Annotated in this window: 11 protein-coding genes; 1 reads left to right on the top strand and 10 read right to left on the bottom strand. The window is 55.9% G+C overall.

The features are described from left to right. Positions 1-85 precede the first annotated feature (85 nt). The 9 genes from ACFO3S_RS25450 to ACFO3S_RS25490 all read right to left on the bottom strand — a co-directional run bounded on the left by ACFO3S_RS25450 (position 86) and on the right by ACFO3S_RS25490 (position 14,277). Positions 86-2,368, bottom strand: coding sequence for an FG-GAP-like repeat-containing protein (locus ACFO3S_RS25450; protein WP_378101872.1), 2,283 nt, complete (start codon positions 2,366-2,368; stop codon positions 86-88). 87 nt (positions 2,369-2,455) lie between these two features. Beyond that, entirely contained in the window at positions 2,456-4,246 is a 1,791-nt protein-coding gene (locus ACFO3S_RS25455) for a type 2 periplasmic-binding domain-containing protein (RefSeq protein ID WP_378101875.1), read from the bottom strand. Positions 4,247-4,314: 68 nt separating this feature from the next. Then, complete coding sequence (locus ACFO3S_RS25460; protein WP_378101878.1) at positions 4,315-5,196, bottom strand: carbohydrate ABC transporter permease; 882 nt, start codon at positions 5,194-5,196, stop codon at positions 4,315-4,317. A gap of 30 nt (positions 5,197-5,226) precedes the next feature. Further along, entirely contained in the window at positions 5,227-6,120 is an 894-nt protein-coding gene (locus tag ACFO3S_RS25465) for an ABC transporter permease (protein WP_378101880.1), read from the bottom strand. 180 nt (positions 6,121-6,300) lie between these two features. Beyond that, entirely contained in the window at positions 6,301-8,088 is a 1,788-nt protein-coding gene (locus tag ACFO3S_RS25470) for a sensor histidine kinase (protein WP_378101883.1), read from the bottom strand. A gap of 64 nt (positions 8,089-8,152) precedes the next feature. Next, positions 8,153-9,757 (bottom strand): response regulator, encoded by a 1,605-nt coding sequence (locus tag ACFO3S_RS25475; RefSeq protein ID WP_378101885.1) that lies wholly within the window; start codon positions 9,755-9,757, stop codon positions 8,153-8,155. Positions 9,758-9,856: 99 nt separating this feature from the next. Next, entirely contained in the window at positions 9,857-12,382 is a 2,526-nt protein-coding gene (locus ACFO3S_RS25480; RefSeq protein ID WP_378101888.1) for a U32 family peptidase, read from the bottom strand. A gap of 74 nt (positions 12,383-12,456) precedes the next feature. After that, positions 12,457-13,944 (bottom strand): hypothetical protein, encoded by a 1,488-nt coding sequence (locus ACFO3S_RS25485; RefSeq protein ID WP_378101890.1) that lies wholly within the window; start codon positions 13,942-13,944, stop codon positions 12,457-12,459. A 123-nt stretch (positions 13,945-14,067) separates the two neighbouring features. Further along, a complete protein-coding gene (locus ACFO3S_RS25490) occupies positions 14,068-14,277 on the bottom strand; it encodes a hypothetical protein (protein ID WP_378101893.1) in 210 nt (69 codons plus the stop codon). A gap of 251 nt (positions 14,278-14,528) precedes the next feature. Here ACFO3S_RS25490 and ACFO3S_RS25495 point away from each other — a divergent pair, with 251 nt between their 5' ends. Beyond that, the gene (locus ACFO3S_RS25495) at positions 14,529-15,053 is read left to right on the top strand and encodes a hypothetical protein (RefSeq protein WP_378101895.1); all 525 of its coding nucleotides are present in this window, start codon (positions 14,529-14,531) and stop codon (positions 15,051-15,053) included. A gap of 237 nt (positions 15,054-15,290) precedes the next feature. On the opposite strand, the gene ACFO3S_RS25500 is transcribed toward ACFO3S_RS25495, so the two are convergent. Continuing rightward, positions 15,291-16,418, bottom strand: a complete 1,128-nt coding sequence (locus tag ACFO3S_RS25500) for a helix-turn-helix domain-containing protein (RefSeq protein ID WP_378101898.1) — start codon at positions 16,416-16,418, stop codon at positions 15,291-15,293. Positions 16,419-16,551 lie beyond the last annotated feature (133 nt).

A 16,551-nucleotide genomic window follows, 5' to 3' on the forward strand; every position in this document is an offset into this window, starting at 1 on the left:
AGACCGATTGTAGCATCGAAATGAAAACGAACATTGTGGTTTGTGTTAGGGGAGTGTAAAATCGCCGGCTGACCCGCAACAATTTCTATTGAAGGACCAGAACGTCGGCCAGACTCGTTTCGTCATCGGAAGGACTGCTGTTAAAGGCGTTCAGGACGTAGACCTTAACGGAATGTCCGGCTGTCCTGGCGACGTTAAAATGAGCCGTGAACGTTGCGCTCGCCGTAAGCTCCTGCTGCACAGCGACAAGGCTGACCGGTTCCGATCCGTCCATCAACTGGAAAACGACGACTTCCGGGCCGTTAGTGTGGATGCCGTTAATCGGCGTCACGGTCGCGGAGGCCGTGACCAGCGCTCCGGGCTCAAGCTGCCCGGAGACGGCGAACGCGCGCGTCGGCAGTCCCAGCAACTCGTTGATTTTCCGAACCGTCATGTCCCAGTAGAAATCCGGATCGAGCTGTCCGGACCTGTTGTACCACTTCTCGCTCGGCGCAACGAGCCGGCTCGTATCCGCAGGCTGAATCGCGTTCTCCTCGGCGAATTCGTTAAACGACCCTATAAGGACGGTTTTCGGCTTTTGCGCGATGACGCGATCCCAGGAACGCTCGTAAAATCCGCCGTTCACGCCGTCGAGCGCGCGGGAGAGGACCGGAACGCCGATATTGGGGTTGTGCCCGGGATTGACAAGCATCGCGTCCGGATGAGGAACGGCTCCGTCGGCCGCGACCCAGCCGTAATAAAGCCCGCTTTCTTCAACAGGCGGATTGCCGAACTCCGGCACCCTTCCCTGGGCATATTTGATCGTAAATTGATTCTGGTACGTTTGGTCTCCCGTCCAGTTCTCAATCGCGATTCGGTCTTCGTAGGAGCTGAAGCTGACGAGGAGAGGCTTTCCGTTTTCATAATAATAGTTGTCGCTTCCCCCGTACGTCCCGTGATTGACGTACTGCTCCAGAACGACTTGGGCTTCGTTTTCGAACGATTGAGGATCGTGGTTGAATTGGATGAAGCCGACGGCGAAAGCGTATTTGACCTTCCGGTTCGACGGATTCGCGTTCCACGCCGCCAATCTTTCCATTACCGCGACCGCTCGATTAATAATGTATTTATTGTCGGCGTCGATGGAGTTCGTCATATCGAAAATGATAAAATCGATTTTGGCGTTCGCCAGCATCTGGATGTGCTCGTCGATGACCGCCGGATCTCCGCTGTCGTACATTCCGTACACGCCGGCCGTTCTCGGGCGATAGTTAATCTCCCGGGATTCCGCGTTCAGTCCCGATTCCCACGTATTCCACGTATTCGGCTTCAAATAATCGTTATCGGAAGGAATCGCCTTCCACTTCCCGGTGCTGCCGTCAAAGGCGACCGGAGCCGCTCCGGGGTACGCCGAGCCGAATACGCGGCCCATCCCCTGCCATGTCGATCCGGCGCCGTGCTTGTACTTCCACTCGCCGGAGTATGGGTACGTCTCGGCGACGAACGACGAGCCGTCGGAAACTCTCGCCTGCCAATCGCCGCCCGTAGGACCGTTCGTATAAAAAGTAATGGCGTCGGCTTTGCCGTCGTTGTTTTTATCCGCCAGCATTTGCCGGCTTGACCCCGAGCCGTACCCGGAAATCCATAAGGAGTAGGCGTTGAATCCGCTTCCATTCGAGGTCGCGACCCACCAGCTGCCGTCTGCGTCATACATGCTGACCGCATCCGCTTTGCCGTCGCCGTCGACGTCCGCCATCATGCGGGAAGCGTTCGCCCCGAATCCGGCCAGCCATGGCGAGCCGGCCCCGAAGGCACTGCCCGTAGAGAGCGCGACTTTCCACGTATGCGTCGTCTTGTCGTAGACGATCGCATCGGCCTTGCCGTCTCCGTCCGCATCCGCGATAAAGGCGTCGTCCGCGCCCGTTCCGAATCCCGCTGCCAGCTGATAGTAAGCGCCGAACCCGTTGCCCGTAGAAGGGGAGATATACCAGGACCCGTCGCCCGGATAGAAAATAACCGAATCGGCTTTGCCGTCCCCCGTCACGTCCGCGACGAACTGCCTGGTCGACCCGACGCCGTGGCCGGCCACCCAGACGGATTCCGGCCCGAATCGTGTTCCGTCCGACTTCGCGACTTTCCACGTTCCGTCCGCTTGAAACACGACGGCATCGTCCAGCCCGTCTCCGTCCACGTCCGCCAGAAACTGGGCGGCGGAATTCGCGCCGAAGCTATCGCTCCAAAAATAATGGCCTTGATTCGCATACCAGGTCGAATACCAGATACCGATGCTGGGCTTATACGGCTCGCTTGCCGATGCGGCGGCAGCGCCGCTCCCCATCGTGACGGCAAGAGAAACGATAACCGCGGAAACTCGCTTGAACGTTAGCATATCGAATTCCTCCTCAAAAGTCATGATCGTCGGAAGAGGCGCAAGCATGTCCGAACTCGCGCTTGCGCCTCCCGTTGGTTCCCCTTTTTATTTCCCGTTAATCGCCCTGAACTCCTGAAGCATCCCCTGCATCGCTTCGTCGTAGCGGCCGTTGCTCTTCATGTCGTCCACGATCGCCTGCCATTCCTTGTCGAATTCCGCGTCCGTCTTCGCCATCATGGCGAGAGGCAGCTTCTTGACGGTCGAGCTCCAGTAGTAGCCGCCCAACGTGCTTGCCACTTCTCCTTTAGCGGGAAGCATGGAGCCGTCGCGCGCAAGCATCTTGGAGGAAATGAAGTTCTGCATATCCGAGTAGGCGTTCAGCTTGACCGGATAGCTCAATCGGTAGTTTTTCAGGTTGTACGGCGGCGTCGGCGCATAAGCGAAAGCTTTGCTCGTCCATTCGACCGGCGCGAAATAATCGAGCAGGCCGTAATAAGACGCTCCCTTTCCGTCCGCGGTCGTCGTTCCCGTACGGATGGCCTCCCACAGCGCGTCGTCTTTGAATACCTTTTTGCCGTCCTTCACTTCCCATAGTCCGGCGGATTCCGGGCCCCATGTGCCGAGCTCCATCGCTTCGTCGCTGTAGAACCAGTCCAAATATTTCAGAAGCCGCGGTATGTCCTCGAAATCCTTATTGATCATAATGTTGGCCGACCCCGCCGGATACGACGGATCGACATAGGCGGTTTTGCCGGACTTGGACGCCGGCCACGGGATCGGTCGGAAGTCGTCCTCCGGATTTGCGCGCTTGACGGCCGTTCGTGCCGCGTTGATGTCCGACGTTGTAATGATAACCGCGGCATTCCCGCCCGCGATTTTGGTTTGCATCTGATCCGCCTTATCAATCATAAAGTCCTTGTCGATAATGCCGTCCTTAATCCATTTGTTCATAACCTTGTAGAAATCTTTGACGTAAGGGTTTTCAAGAAAAGCGCTTGCCTTATCGGCAGCCTTGTCATACCAAAATCCGCTTGTCGGCGCATAGATGACCGACAAAATGTGAGGGCCGTATTCACCCGGCACGTATAACGGATACACCGGCTTTCCGTTGGCGGTCAGGTTCAAGTCTTTGATCTTGTACAACAGCGCTTCGAAATCCTCGAACGTTTCGATGGGCGGCTCGATTTGCACGTCCTCCGCGGCGACTCTTCTCGGCGCGCTGTCCAGCTCCTGCTGCAGATCGTGGACCGACTTGAACGTGTAGCCCGCCTTGCGAAGCACATCTTCCCGCACCTGAATGGCGAAGTTGTTCATCGGCCGATACAGCAGATCCGAGCTTAACTGACTTGCCAGCTCCGGGTTATCCATGTTTGGATCTCCGCCGCTCGGCAGCGCAATCAATCTCCCGTCCACCTCTAGCATTTTCCAAGCGACGTCCGAGTACCATTTTTTCATATTGACGAGCAGATCCTTGTATTCCGTCAAATCCGCGAAGGCATCCTTCGCGTAGAAGTTGCCGATATTCGGGTTGTCCGTCCAAACAACGTCCGGCACGTTGCCCGCTGCCACCATCATGTTGATGAGCTCTGCCGGCATTTTGCCGCCCGACGGCGTAATTTCCGTAATTTTAATATTGAATTTTTTCTCGACTTCAGGCGTTACGATGTCGTTCGGATTATCGGCTCCAGGCTTGACGGCCGCGTTCAGCGCGTCCAGAATCGTAATTTCCAGGAGCGGCTCCGATTCCGTTCCCGAACCGTTCGACGCATGGCCCTGCGTCGGCGACGGTTCCGCAGACCCGGTCTTGCCCCCGCCGTTCCCGCTGCAGCCCGAAAGCGCGGCGGACAGGAACAGAGCCGCGGCCAGCCCTGCAAACCCCATCTTGAAGCTTTTCAATGAAATGACCTCCTGATGTTTTTTATATATAAACAGGTTTCCCTGCCTATACTTTCTCTTTAACGGCGTTAACCTTTCACGGCGCCAATCATCATGCCCTTGACGAAGTACTTCTGCAAGAACGGATAAATGACGAGCATCGGCACGGTCGAAATGATTAACGTCGTCATTTTGATCGCTTCGGGAGTTACGGAAACGTTCGCGTTCGCCAGCCTGGCCAGCTGCTCCATGGAAGTGGCCTGATTTTCCAAAATGATTTTGTACAGCAGCGTCTGAAGCGGCGCCATGTCCGCCTTGTTGGTGAAGAGCAGGCCGTCAAACCACGAATTCCACTGCTGCACGCCGATAAACATAATAACCGTCGCGATCACCGGCATGCTTGAAGGAATAATGATGCGGGCGAACACCGTGAACTCCCCGGCGCCGTCGACTTTGGCCGACTCCTCCAGACTTCTGGGCAGCTGTTCGAAAAACACCTTCATGACCAGCATGTTAAAGATCCCCATCGCGGTCGGCAGAATATAAACAAGAAAGTTGTTATACAAGCCCAAATTCACGATTTGCACGTAAAAAGGCAGGAGACCTCCGTTGAAGTAAAGCGGAATAATGAAGAACATCAGCAGCTTCCTTCGCATAAAAAGGTTCTCTTTCGAGAACGCGTAAGCAGCCAATCCCGTCACGAGCAAATGCAGCAGAGTGCCCAGCACCGTTCGTTCCACCGAAATCCAAAACGCCTTTAAAATTCGGTTGTCGACGAAGATCGACCGGTAGTTGTCCAGCGTAAACTCGATCGGATACACGGTGATGCTGCGGGAAGCGGCGGCTGCGGCATCGCTGATCGAATACATAAACACGTAGACAATCGGATACAACGTTACGACGCACAGCGCGATAAGCGCTAAGCCGTTCAGCAGACTGAGCGGCCTGACTTTTAATCGTTTTGTCTTCATGGCCCTGTCCTCTCGTATCGACTCCGACGATTAGATGATGGAGTAATTAAAGTATTTCTTCGCGATCTTCAGTCCGAAGAAGAACAAAATGAAGGAGATGACCGACTGGCACAGCCCGACGGCGGTCGAGTACGAAAACCTGCCGAGCAATATCCCCGTTCGATACACGTACGTATCGACGACATCGGCCGTCGACATGACGAGCGGATTCATCAGATTAAAGGCGGCATCGAAACCGACGTTAACGATCGTGCCGAGGTTCAGCACGAACATTAGCGCGATGGCGGGAGCGATGCCCGGGAGCGTAATGTAAACCAGCTTCTTCCATGGGCCGGCGCCGTCGATCGATGCCGCGTTGTACAATTCCGGATCGATCGAGGAGATCGCGGCCAGGTAAATGATGGAGCCCCAGCCGACCTCCTTCAAAATCGAGACGACGATAAAGATGAGCCAGTACAGCTCAGGCGTTCTCATGAACGAAATCGGAGCCAGCCCGAAGGAGCCGATCAGCGCGTTGACGACGCCGTCTTCCGCCAGCATTCTGTAGACCAGCCCGGCGATAATGACCCAGGACAGGAAATGGGGCATATACGTGATCGTCTGCGTGATCCGCTTGAAGCTTTTGCTTCTGACGCTGTCGATCATCAGCGCCAATAGAATGGGCGCGGGAAAGGCAAAAAGCAGCGACAGAAAACCGATTCCCAGCGTGTTCTGGAGCGCGGAGCGAAACGCCGGGTCCTCCAAGAACGCGCGGAAATGCTGAAAACCGATAAATGAACTTCCGAAAAAGCCGTTTTGCGGTTTGTAATCCTGGAAGGCGATCAGAATTCCGGCCATCGGAATATAATTGAACGCGATTAAAGCCGCAGCTCCCGGAAGCAAAAACAGCAGCAGCAGTCTCTGCGACCAAATCCGGTTAAGCATACGCTTTCATAACCTCCCGATCCGTCATTCGTCATTCTCTCCTTCTCTCTTTTTTGTTATGTGATTAAACTACCACTTTCGCGGACGCTCCAATAGAGGACGATTCACCTTTTTCCGCTGCGATTCACAGGCTAAGCGACAAAAAAACCCACCCTTTTTGCAAGGCGTGGGAATTCATGATTAGAGTTGGCGATCGGGCAGCAGCGCCGGAAGCACAAGCGTTGCCTCGGTTCCCTCATTCGGAGCGCTGCGCAGGCGAATATCGTAGGGTTCGCCGAAGATCAGCTTGATTCTTCGTTTTACGTTTCGAATGCCGTATCCGCCCGAAGCGTGCTCGTATGCGCCGCTGTTCAGCTTGTCCACCGTCTCCGCATCCATCCCGACTCCGTTATCCTTCACGACGAAATAAAGCGAGCCGTCCCGGACGCCTCCCTCGATTTCCAGACGCCCGCGGCGCTCCAACGGCCTGATGCCGTGAATGACCGCATTCTCCACGACGGGCTGCAAAATCAAATTGAGAGAGTGATAGGAATAGACCGCCTCGTCCACCCTCATCGTGACGTCAAGCTCCATCTCGTAGGTGAAGCGAAGAATATCAAGGTATTGGGCGATCATATCGAGCTCGTTGGCCAAGCTGGACATCACCGCTCCTTTGTTCAGGAAATACTTGAAAAAGCGAATCAGCTTGTCCGCTACGAGGCTGACGTCGGCAACGCCCTCTTTCTTGGACCGCCACTTGATCGCCGCAAGCGTATTGTACAGCAGGTGAGGATTGATCTGCGACTGCAGCAGCTCGACCTGCAAGCTCGATTTCTGGTCTTGCAGCTCCTTCTCTTGCTCGACCAGGCGGTTGATCTTGCGGATCATTTCGTTGAAGCTTCTGTCCAAGCGGCCGATCTCGTCATTTCCTTGTAACTCGCTTAACACGATGTTGCGATCCCGCTTGACGAAGTCCATCTTGCGCTTGATCTTCTCCAGCCTTCTTGTCGTCAGCACCGAGATGGCGAAGGTCAGCAGGATGGAAACGGCGATTCCGACGATCAGCGTAATTGCGACCGCCGACTTGATCGGGGACAGCTCCCTGTAGATCTCGTCCATCGGGTATACCGCCAGCATGTTCCATCCGCTCAGCTCGGACGGGGCATAGGCGTAAATGTACTTTTTACCGTCCGTTTCGTAATCGAACACCTTGGCTCCGCCGTTCCCGCCGGTCAGCTCCAGCATCGTCCGAAGGTCCCGATCGCCGAAAGCGTACGCGGCGTCCGCCTTCTCGGAGACGACGCTTCCCTGTCCGTCCAGCAAGATTAGGCTCAGATTGGCGTTGGCATTGTCCTGCTCCATCAAGTAAGCCAGTCTCACGACCGGTATCTTAATCGACAGGACGCCAAGCTGGCGCAAATTCCGGAAATCCGTCAATACCCTGTTGATCGAAATATAGTCGGTGCCGTCCTCGTTGAACAGGCTGCGGTAATACGGCCGGGTCGAATTGGACAGCATTTCCTCCACCCAGCCTTCTCCGTCGATTTGCCCGTAATCTTTCACAAGCTGCCCGTCCTTGGGAAACGACGGATTGTTGGAGTAGATCACCACCTTGATCATATCCGTTCCCGTCCCTCTCGGGGACGGCTTTAACGTCAGATTCGGGTAAACCAGATCCTGGATCACCGGCTCGATCGTTTTGTATATCGCGTTAAGATAGGCATTGTAAATCTCTTTGCCGTCCGCCTGCCCGTAGTCTTTGCCGATCGCCTCCTGGATGGTCGTGCTGGAAAAAATCATTTCGCATTTGCGCAAAAAGACTTCCAGGTTGAAGTCGATCAGCTTGTTCGTCTGCGCCAGGTTCTGCCAAATCAAGTGCTCCTTGTTCTCTTCCAGCCTCTGAATAGAGATGTTGTAGGTCAGCAGCCCGATCGTCAGGATCACAAGCGTAACGAAAGGCGTAAAAATGAGGATCAGCTTTCTCTTCAAGCTAAGGTCTCTGAATAGCGACAGAAGTCCTGTCATCCGGCGCGCCCCTTTCGGTATCCCGTCTCTACAGACTGTCCTTATATTCTTTCGGAGTCAATCCGGTGTACTGCTTAAAGACGCTGCGGAAATACGACTCGTCGTTATAGCCGACCGCCTCCGCGAGCTCATACGTTTTCATGCCCGGATCGTCCGCGATCAGCCGCTTCGCTTCCTCCATCCTGACCTTCGTAATATGCTCCAGAATCGTCTCCCCGGTTTTCTGCTTAAAGACGTTATTCAAATAATTCGCGCTGTACATCAGCTCGTCGGCAATCGATTTCACCGTAATCTTGCCCCGGAAGTTTCGTCTGATGGACTTGATCGCTTCCTCGACCATTCTGCCGTATTGAGGGCCGTGGCTGCTCTCCATGTAAGCGATGATCGTGAAAAACGTATTTTTCAGCCACGTCTTCACGTCGGCAATCGTCTCCACCTGCATCAGCCTCTCCCACAGCAGCTGCTCCCTGCCGTAAATGGAATCCAGACGGACGTTCATGCTGTTCAGCGCGAGATGCGTATAGAGGACAACGGTAAAGCACATGTTTTTCGTTTCGCTTTCGGAGGCGAAAGCTTCGATTCGGCCAAAGAGGCCGTCTACGAATGCCTCGGCTCTTTCCCGGTCTCTGGCATGAAAAATAGCGGCGATCTCGTTCTGGGTTTCGCTATAGGGAATGCTGTAGCTGCCGGGCCCGTCCGAAATGTCCTCGCAGCGAATCATTTGGCCTTTGCCCAGCCGAAATTTGTACTCCAGCGAATGGACCGCTTGCTCGTACATCTCGGATAACCTGTCAAGGCGCCGCGCCACCGGACTGATGCCGACGGAAACGCTGATCCCGTTTTCCTTCAGCGAAGCGATTAGCGCGGCGGACACGCCGTAGGCCGTCGTCTTTAACGTCTCTTCGCCGGCATCGCCGCTGACGAGGAGCGCCCAGAGCCGTTCGCTTATGCGGGACCAGAGGAAACCGCTCCCTGCCGACTGCCTGTCCAATATTCTCGATATGCGAAGCGCATGCATCTCCTTCTCTTCGCGGCTTTTGCCGGCCATCGCTTGCTCATAATCGTCCACTTCGACCGCCAGGACGATGAGCCGCGCCCCCGGCCTGTCGAGCTTTAAGTAATCGAACTGCTGCCCGATTTCCTCGGAGTCCTTATCCATTCCCAAAAACAGGCTGCGCTTGAAGCTGTCTACGAGCAGCGGCTTGCTCGCCTCGAGCAGCTTCTTCAACTCTTCCTCCTCCTGTCGCTTCCGCAGCTCGGCCTTCCGCTGCTCGATCAGCTCGCGGAACTTGCCGACCAGCTCCTCGTCGATGATCGGTTTCAGAATATACGCATACGCTTCCAGATCGATCGCCTTCTTCGCATATTCGAACTTGCTATGGAAGCTGAACAGGATCACTTTGATTTGCGGGTAGCGTTCCCTGACCTTCTCTCCGAAGGTCAGGCCGTCCATGAACGGCATTTCGATATCCGTAATGATGAAATCCGGCCTGTCCCGTTCCAAGGCAAGGAGCGCGTCTTTGCCGTTGCTGTACTCCCCGCAGACTTCAAGCTCCAGACCCGATTCGACGATAATGTCTTTGACGTTCTCTCTCTCGATCTTAAAATCGTCTACAATGATCAGCTTGAACAAAGCTGTCGCCCCCCCTAAGCCGCGATGGTCTCCGTTACCATTATAAGCAAAGAAAAACCCCGCCGTCTGCTTCTGCGGCAGAGGCGGGGTTTGTTCCGTTTACTTCACCAATTGGCCTCGGGTGACGCCGAGCTGATTGATCGCTTTGAGCTTGCGCCATACTTCGGTTCCGGAGATTCGGCCGTCGATGGCCGCGCGGTAGAGCGTGAGCACCTCGTGCACCTTGTCGGCGTTCTCCTCGAGAAACTCGACGCGGTAGGAGCGCACGCCCAGCTCCATGAACAGGTCCAGGTATTCCGAGCCGGACTGCTCGATCGCGTTGTACACCGTGTTGCGGCAGCCCTCGTCGACGCGGACGGGGTGGGACATGCCGATCCGGTCCTGCAGCGACGCCCGCTTCTCCTCGCACGGGCGGCCGCAGTTCGTGTAGTTCGTGCCTTCGCTCATGAACGTGCAGTAGACGCAGTGCTCGGTATGGAACATCGGCATATGCTGATGGATGACGATCTCCAGACCGGACGTATCGGCCCGCCGCAGCATGTCGACCATCTGCTGAATGTTCAGGTCGTACGAAGGCGTGACCCGGTCGAGCCCCGCCTCGCGGAACAGGTTAACCGTCTTGTGGTTCGCCACGTTCAGCGAGAAGTCCCCGATCAGCATCGGATGCTGCTCGTCCGGCTTCTCCATCCGCTCCTTCATATAGTAATACAAAGCTCCCGTATTGCGAACGAGCACCGCATCCGGCTTCAGATTCAAGATGTTGCGATGGTAGCCGTTCTCTCCCGGCATATGGATACGCGGCGTCGCCAGCGCGATCCGCTTGCCCGCGTCGCGGCACGCTTGAATCGCGTCCGGAAACTGCTTGATAAACTCGAAGTCGGCATAGATGAACTCGACTTCCGTCTTCGCGACCGCCTTCACCTGCTCCAGCGTCCGGCACAGCGCGGTCAGCTTCACTTCGCTCGGCGTCGCACCGACGCCGGCCGCTTCGGAATCGAACGCGTCGGCGTACTCGTCGATCCGCCGCTTGATGTACTTCGGCGGCTGCTCCCGCATCGCCTCTAACCGCTCGACGGCTTCGCGCCGTATCCGGTTCAGCTCGCTCTTCGGCACGATGACGTCGCCCTTCAGGCCGACCTCGAGCTGGTCGAGCCGGTACAGCGTTCCGCCGAGACGGCCGAGCTGCTCGCTCAGCACCTCGTGGCCGAGCGGACGCTTCTCCGCGCGCTCCAGCGGCAGCTCCGATTCGACGGCGACGGTCGTCCCCTTGCGAACGTCGGTCCAGATCGTCCGCAGCGGCATGCCCTCCTGGCCGAACACGGAGACGGACAGCGGAAACGTGCGATAAGGCTTCTCGGTCTCGAAGCTGGCGCGCAAGCGCCTATCCAGCGCGGGATCGCTCGTCTTCCAGATCCGGTCGCCCTCGTGCACCCGATTCAAGTCGATATCGTGGCGCCCCGGCACGATCTCGATCCGCAGCCCTTCGGCCGCTTCGCCTTCCAGCTTCGCGCCCGACACCCGCACGTCGTAGACGCGTCCGCCCTCCTCCTTCTTCGTCGGATCGCCCGCATCGAACACGATGCCGTCCCCCCGCTTCAGCGGAGCCTCCAGCCTGCAGACGACCGCGTCGCGCAAAATTTTCTCCACCTTGCCCAAGTACACGCCTCGGCTCTTCGGGAACGTCCCCTCCACGAGCTGCTTGTTGTTCGTCCCCTCCAGGAAGCCGTGCGTGAAGCCGCGCGAGAAGCTCTGCTGCAGCTCCCGCACCTCCTCCTTCGAAGGCCCGGTCTCGTCCCCTTCGAAATACTTGTCGATTTCCTTATTGTACTTGCTGACCACGTTCGCGACGTATTCGGGGCTCTTCAAGCGCCCTTCGATCTTGAACGACGCGACGCCCGCCTCGATCAGCTCCGGCACGATGTCGATGGCCGCCAGGTCCTTCGGAGACAGCAAATACGCGATGTCGCCCATCGGCTGGTGCACGCCGTCGACCATCAGATCGTAGGGCAGGCGGCACGCCTGCGCGCATTCGCCGCGGTTCGCCGAACGTCCGCCCCACACTTCCGAGGTCAGGCATTGCCCCGAATAGGAAACGCACAGGGCGCCGTGCACGAACACTTCCATCGGCAGCTTCGCCTGCTCCCCGATCTTCCGAATCTGCTTCAGGTTGTTCTCCCGTCCGAGCACGACCCGCTCCATTCCGAACGGCTTCGTAAATTCGACCGCCTCGGGAGACGTGATCGTCATCTGCGTGGAGCCGTGAATCGGAAAATCGGGCGAAATCTCGCGGATCATTTTCACCAAACCCAAATCCTGAACGATGACCGCGTCCACCCCGGCGTCGATGCACGCCTCGATCAGCTTGCGCGCTTCCGGCAGCTCGTCCTCGAACACCAGAATGTTGAAGGTAAGAAACCCCTTCACGCCGTACTTGTGCAGGAACGCCATAATTTCCGGCAGCTCGTTCGTCTGGAAATTGTGCGCCCGCGCCCGCGCATTAAACTTCTCCACGCCGAAGAACACCGCGTCGGCTCCGTTGGCCACCGCAGCCCGCATGCATTCCCAGTCGCCGGCCGGGGCCAGCAATTCGGTATCTTCACGCCGCAGAGCGGCTTTGTCCTTCATGTAATCCTAACCTCCAAGCCGCTCCATGAGGGCGGCATTCGCTGTTCTCATTATTACTTGAACGGCGGATGGGGTCAAGGCGCCTCGGAGATAAATTCAAAGGAATGAAATACCTTCTCCAAACGCTTCACATCCGATTTCGGCGCATAAGCAAGATCATAGGAGGCCGTAAGCTCATAGATCTCCCCGTCCTTTTCCAGAAGATACACGATCATCTTCCCTTCGGGAGCCTGTTCGGCCGAATACTCATATTTCAGCGCCGGCCGCCCCGCTAACTCTGTCTTCCACTTCCCGGCAAGCCGAAAGTTTGAATACACTGACTCGAGATTGCGCGCATATTCCTGCATTGACATCTCCGGACTGATCCGAATGGAAAACCGGGTTCCCAGTCCCTCAAACGACACGTCGCTGGCCTCCATCGCATCCCAAGGCGTCGTCCACTTGACCGGGACTTCCAGCCGATACCCGTAGGTCTTGCTGCTTCTGACGGCTGTCGTCAGAACCTTCTCCCTATCCCACGGATCGGGAGCGATGACAGGCGATTTCTTCAGAAGATCGTCATGGAGTCTGAACCGCTTCAGAAGCAGCTCCAGCACCTCTTGAGTTTCGGCTTCGTCTGCTGTCGAGGGATAACGATGAGCGATGTGAATTTTAAACTGCCCCGCAACGGCGAAAATCTCATGTTTTCCGTACCAGGCTTCCCCATCCCGGGTGTATCTCAGCTTAACTAATTTTGCAGGTACGCCATTCCAGGTTTTGATGCTGATTTCCGGATCCATGTAGGTATGAATATTTTGCGAATCCAGGTAGACCTTCATGCGTCGATCTACCAGCTTATCCAGGCTGTCTCCAGGCATCAGCTTGTTGATCTGCACTTCAATTCGCGAGCCGTGATGATCAAAAAAAACGGGATTTCCGAGCTCCGTAGACCATTCGTCCGGCAGCCACAGTTCAAAACCATAGTCCGGAACCGCAAAATTGATTTTACCGTCGCGAATCCGGGCCAAATCCTTAATATTTTGCCCATTCGACGGATATGCAGGGCGAAAGCTGTCGATAAGCGTCGCCGATTGGTTCAAAGCCGTGACCGACTTCGACTTGACTCCGTACTTGATAACATAAAAGTAGCCATTAGCCTGAATGCCTCTATATTCGAATACAAAACCCGAACGGCTTTGGGTAATCAGTATTTGGTATACCCTTCCGGATTTCTTGACCGCAGCTTGCCGCACGATCTTGTCATCGGACATGTACTCCTTCAGAATATCGCGCTGCTCGGCAGCATTTAACGGATCTTGCGCATAAAGAGCATCGATCCTTAGGGAAGTCGTGTTCTTGGCGTCCCTGAAAGAAACCGTCGCAAGATCGGCGTTCAGTTCCAGCCGAAGCCCGACAGGCACGTTCATGGACCATTTGCGATAGCTGTCGCCGATTTTAGCGGTGTGACTGTTGCTTGCCGCAGCGACCGTCGTCGATTCCGCATGACTGCTCTCCCAGAACAATATCGCCAACAGAACAAGCATCATGCCGAATCCGGCAGAATGCCGACAAACCTTGAGCATTTTCAACTCTCCCCGGTATTTATTACCAACAACCCCAATTTACCACAAGCGAATGACACGTGAAAGTAAAAAAACAAGCCCAAGGAATCGCCCCAGGCTTGTTATGTATCCGTGCTATTGTTCTTACCAGCCGCTGATCATCTTATAATCCGCCGCCAGGAATACGAGAAGACAGACCGTGGCGAAGCCGATTGCAAACAAGTTTTTGCGAGGCCTCTGCAGTAACAGACGCACTAAACCGATTGCAATAAGAACCGTGAAAATCAGCATAAAAATGTCGAAATGCGAGTATGTGCTCTCCACAGCCTCCGTTGCCGCTTCGGCTAGAAACATAAAGGGGACCTCCTTTATCACCTGATGAACCCATCTTTATCTATGTTAGCTTCTGAGCGCCTCGGTTGCAAGTCCGAAGTTGCCGCCGTAACAAGTTTGTCACACATTCCGGCTGCGACCGTGCGGCCGGTCTAGCCGCTAGTATCCGTCAGTCGGCGCAATCGTATTCGAATTCGGTTTGGCAATGGGATCGGATATCGCGTATTTGACCATACTAGTGCAGAATCCATCATTTGGGAGGATCAATCAGAATGAAACGTTTCCTGTATACGATGCTGACGCTTACGGCGTTAGCGATGGCTGTCCCGACGCTTGCGTCCGCCCATCCCGGCGAACCTCACCGCCACGAGCATCCGCGCAAGCCGAGCATCGACTGGAGCGCGCTGCCCGCCGATCTCCAAGCTCTGAAGTCGCAGCTGGATCAGATCCGAACGGAGCAAAAAAGCTTGTTCCTGCAGATGAAATCGCAGAACGAGCAAATTCGCGAAGCCCGTAAAACGATGACGGAGGAGAAACGCAAAACGCTGCGAAAGCCGGCCAAAATGCTGGTTGAGCAGATGAGAGCGTCCAAGGAAGCGATTCGCGAAATACGCGACCGCAAGCACGACTCCTGGGACAGCTTCCAGCAGCATGCCGAGAAAAAACAGTGGAGCGCGGCTAAAACCGATCTGGAGACGATCGTGAAGCAGAAACGGCAAATTCTCGAGAAGCAGCAAAACATCGTTAAGCTGCAGAAGCAGCTGATCGCGCTGATCCGCCCTTCCGCCCAGTCCTAGGCCAACGGCCTGCAGTCGCCCGTTCCTTCCGGAACGGCGGGCCGCAGGCCTTTTTCCATGCTACGCTTCCGCAGCTCCGATCTTCACCGTATAGGAGGCCAGCGCTTCCTCGCTGTCCTTGTAACCGATGCGGACCGCCTTGGCCCGGATGCGGATCTGGCCATTGATTATCGATTATAGCATTCGCCTATGCTCTGAACTCGACTTCCTTGTTGCCTATTGTCGACCTAGCGCGAATCATTCCCGCTGCCGGTTGCGGAATTGCCGGGGCGTCAAGCCGGTATACTTCTTGAAAACTTTAATGAAGTGGCTTTGATCGTGGAAGTTCAGCCGGGAGCCGATCGCCAGCAGCGTATCGTCGGTAAAAATCAGCAGCTTCCCGGCCTCCTCGACCTTTGCCCGCTGAATGTATTCGCTGACGGTAAGGCCGGTCTCCCGCTTGAACAATTGCGACAAATAACCGGGAGCCAGCCCGGCCGCGGCGGCAAGCTGCGTCAGCGTAATCTCCTTGTATAGATGGTTGAAAATGTAGTTTTGACAAGCCGCGACGGCTTTGGAGTAGCGCCGGCTTCTCTGGCTGCGGACCCGTTCGGCGAAATCGAGCAGCGCCTCGTTGCTGACCCGGCCGACCTCTTCGACTTCCTGCAGCTCTTCGATGTGCTGAATGTACAAGTCGCTTACCGTAAACGCGGTTTCCGGGAAGAGGCCGCCGTCGATGGCCGCCCGGGTGATCAGCGTAATCAAGCAGATCGCCAAGTTTTTCTCGTTCCTCAAACGGCTTCTTTTGGACAGTACGCCCGCCCTTTCTCTAGGAATCAGATCGAAGCCGCTGGCCAGCTCTTCCTTTCGTCCTTCCTTCACGTATTGGAGCAGCCTCTTTTCCAGAATCGGATCGTGATGAAAGACGAAATTTTCGCGGCGGTCCGACAGATCGAGATCGACGTCCTGGGCGGGCACAGCCGTTCGCTCGACGCATCGCGAGGCTTGATAAACGTCCGAGATGTCCAGCTTTCTGCCGTGAAGGAGATAGTAAAGCAGCGCTCCGGCATGCAGAAGCGCCGTTTTGTTTTTGACCGTAGGCCCCATGACGACAACCCCGAGAGGGTGATCGGCCGCGCCAAGACGAAAGAGGAGACGGCTTTCCAGCTTGTTGACCGCGCCGAGCACGGGAACGGAGTACGAAAGCTCCGGCGGAGCCAGGCCGTCCGGGTCGTCCGTCTCCGGCGGACGGGCAGGCTGACCGGACGGATATTCGGCGACGAGTTCTCCGCTTCCGTCCCGGAAACGAATCGGAATATGAAAATTGTCGTACATCAGCCTGCAAATATCATCGACTTCATCTGCGGTGATACGGCGCCCCGTCATGGTCGGCCCCCTTCAAAATGATGCGGTGTATCGTTTCTAGAATCACAGCGGCTATTCATGGCGGCGGTTCATACTGTCGCTCAGCGGCGAACGATCGCCGGTTTAATGGTAAGCCATTTTGGGAATAAAATCA

Source organism: Cohnella hongkongensis (genome assembly GCF_042654645.1).
Lineage (GTDB): Bacteria > Bacillota > Bacilli > Paenibacillales > Paenibacillaceae > Cohnella > Cohnella hongkongensis.

Excerpts from the sequence above, each read along its gene's own strand:
- ACFO3S_RS25485 (WP_378101890.1), bottom strand. The coding sequence starts at position 13,944 with ATGCTCAAGGTTTGTCGGCATTCTGCCGGATTCGGCATGATGCTTGTT.
- ACFO3S_RS25500 (WP_378101898.1), bottom strand. The coding sequence starts at position 16,418 with ATGACGGGGCGCCGTATCACCGCAGATGAAGTCGATGATATTTGCAGG.
- ACFO3S_RS25465 (WP_378101880.1), bottom strand. The coding sequence starts at position 6,120 with ATGCTTAACCGGATTTGGTCGCAGAGACTGCTGCTGCTGTTTTTGCTT.
- ACFO3S_RS25450 (WP_378101872.1), bottom strand. The coding sequence starts at position 2,368 with ATGCTAACGTTCAAGCGAGTTTCCGCGGTTATCGTTTCTCTTGCCGTC.
- ACFO3S_RS25490 (WP_378101893.1), bottom strand. The coding sequence starts at position 14,277 with ATGTTTCTAGCCGAAGCGGCAACGGAGGCTGTGGAGAGCACATACTCG.
- ACFO3S_RS25495 (WP_378101895.1), top strand. The coding sequence starts at position 14,529 with ATGAAACGTTTCCTGTATACGATGCTGACGCTTACGGCGTTAGCGATG.
- ACFO3S_RS25480 (WP_378101888.1), bottom strand. The coding sequence starts at position 12,382 with ATGAAGGACAAAGCCGCTCTGCGGCGTGAAGATACCGAATTGCTGGCC.
- ACFO3S_RS25460 (WP_378101878.1), bottom strand. The coding sequence starts at position 5,196 with ATGAAGACAAAACGATTAAAAGTCAGGCCGCTCAGTCTGCTGAACGGC.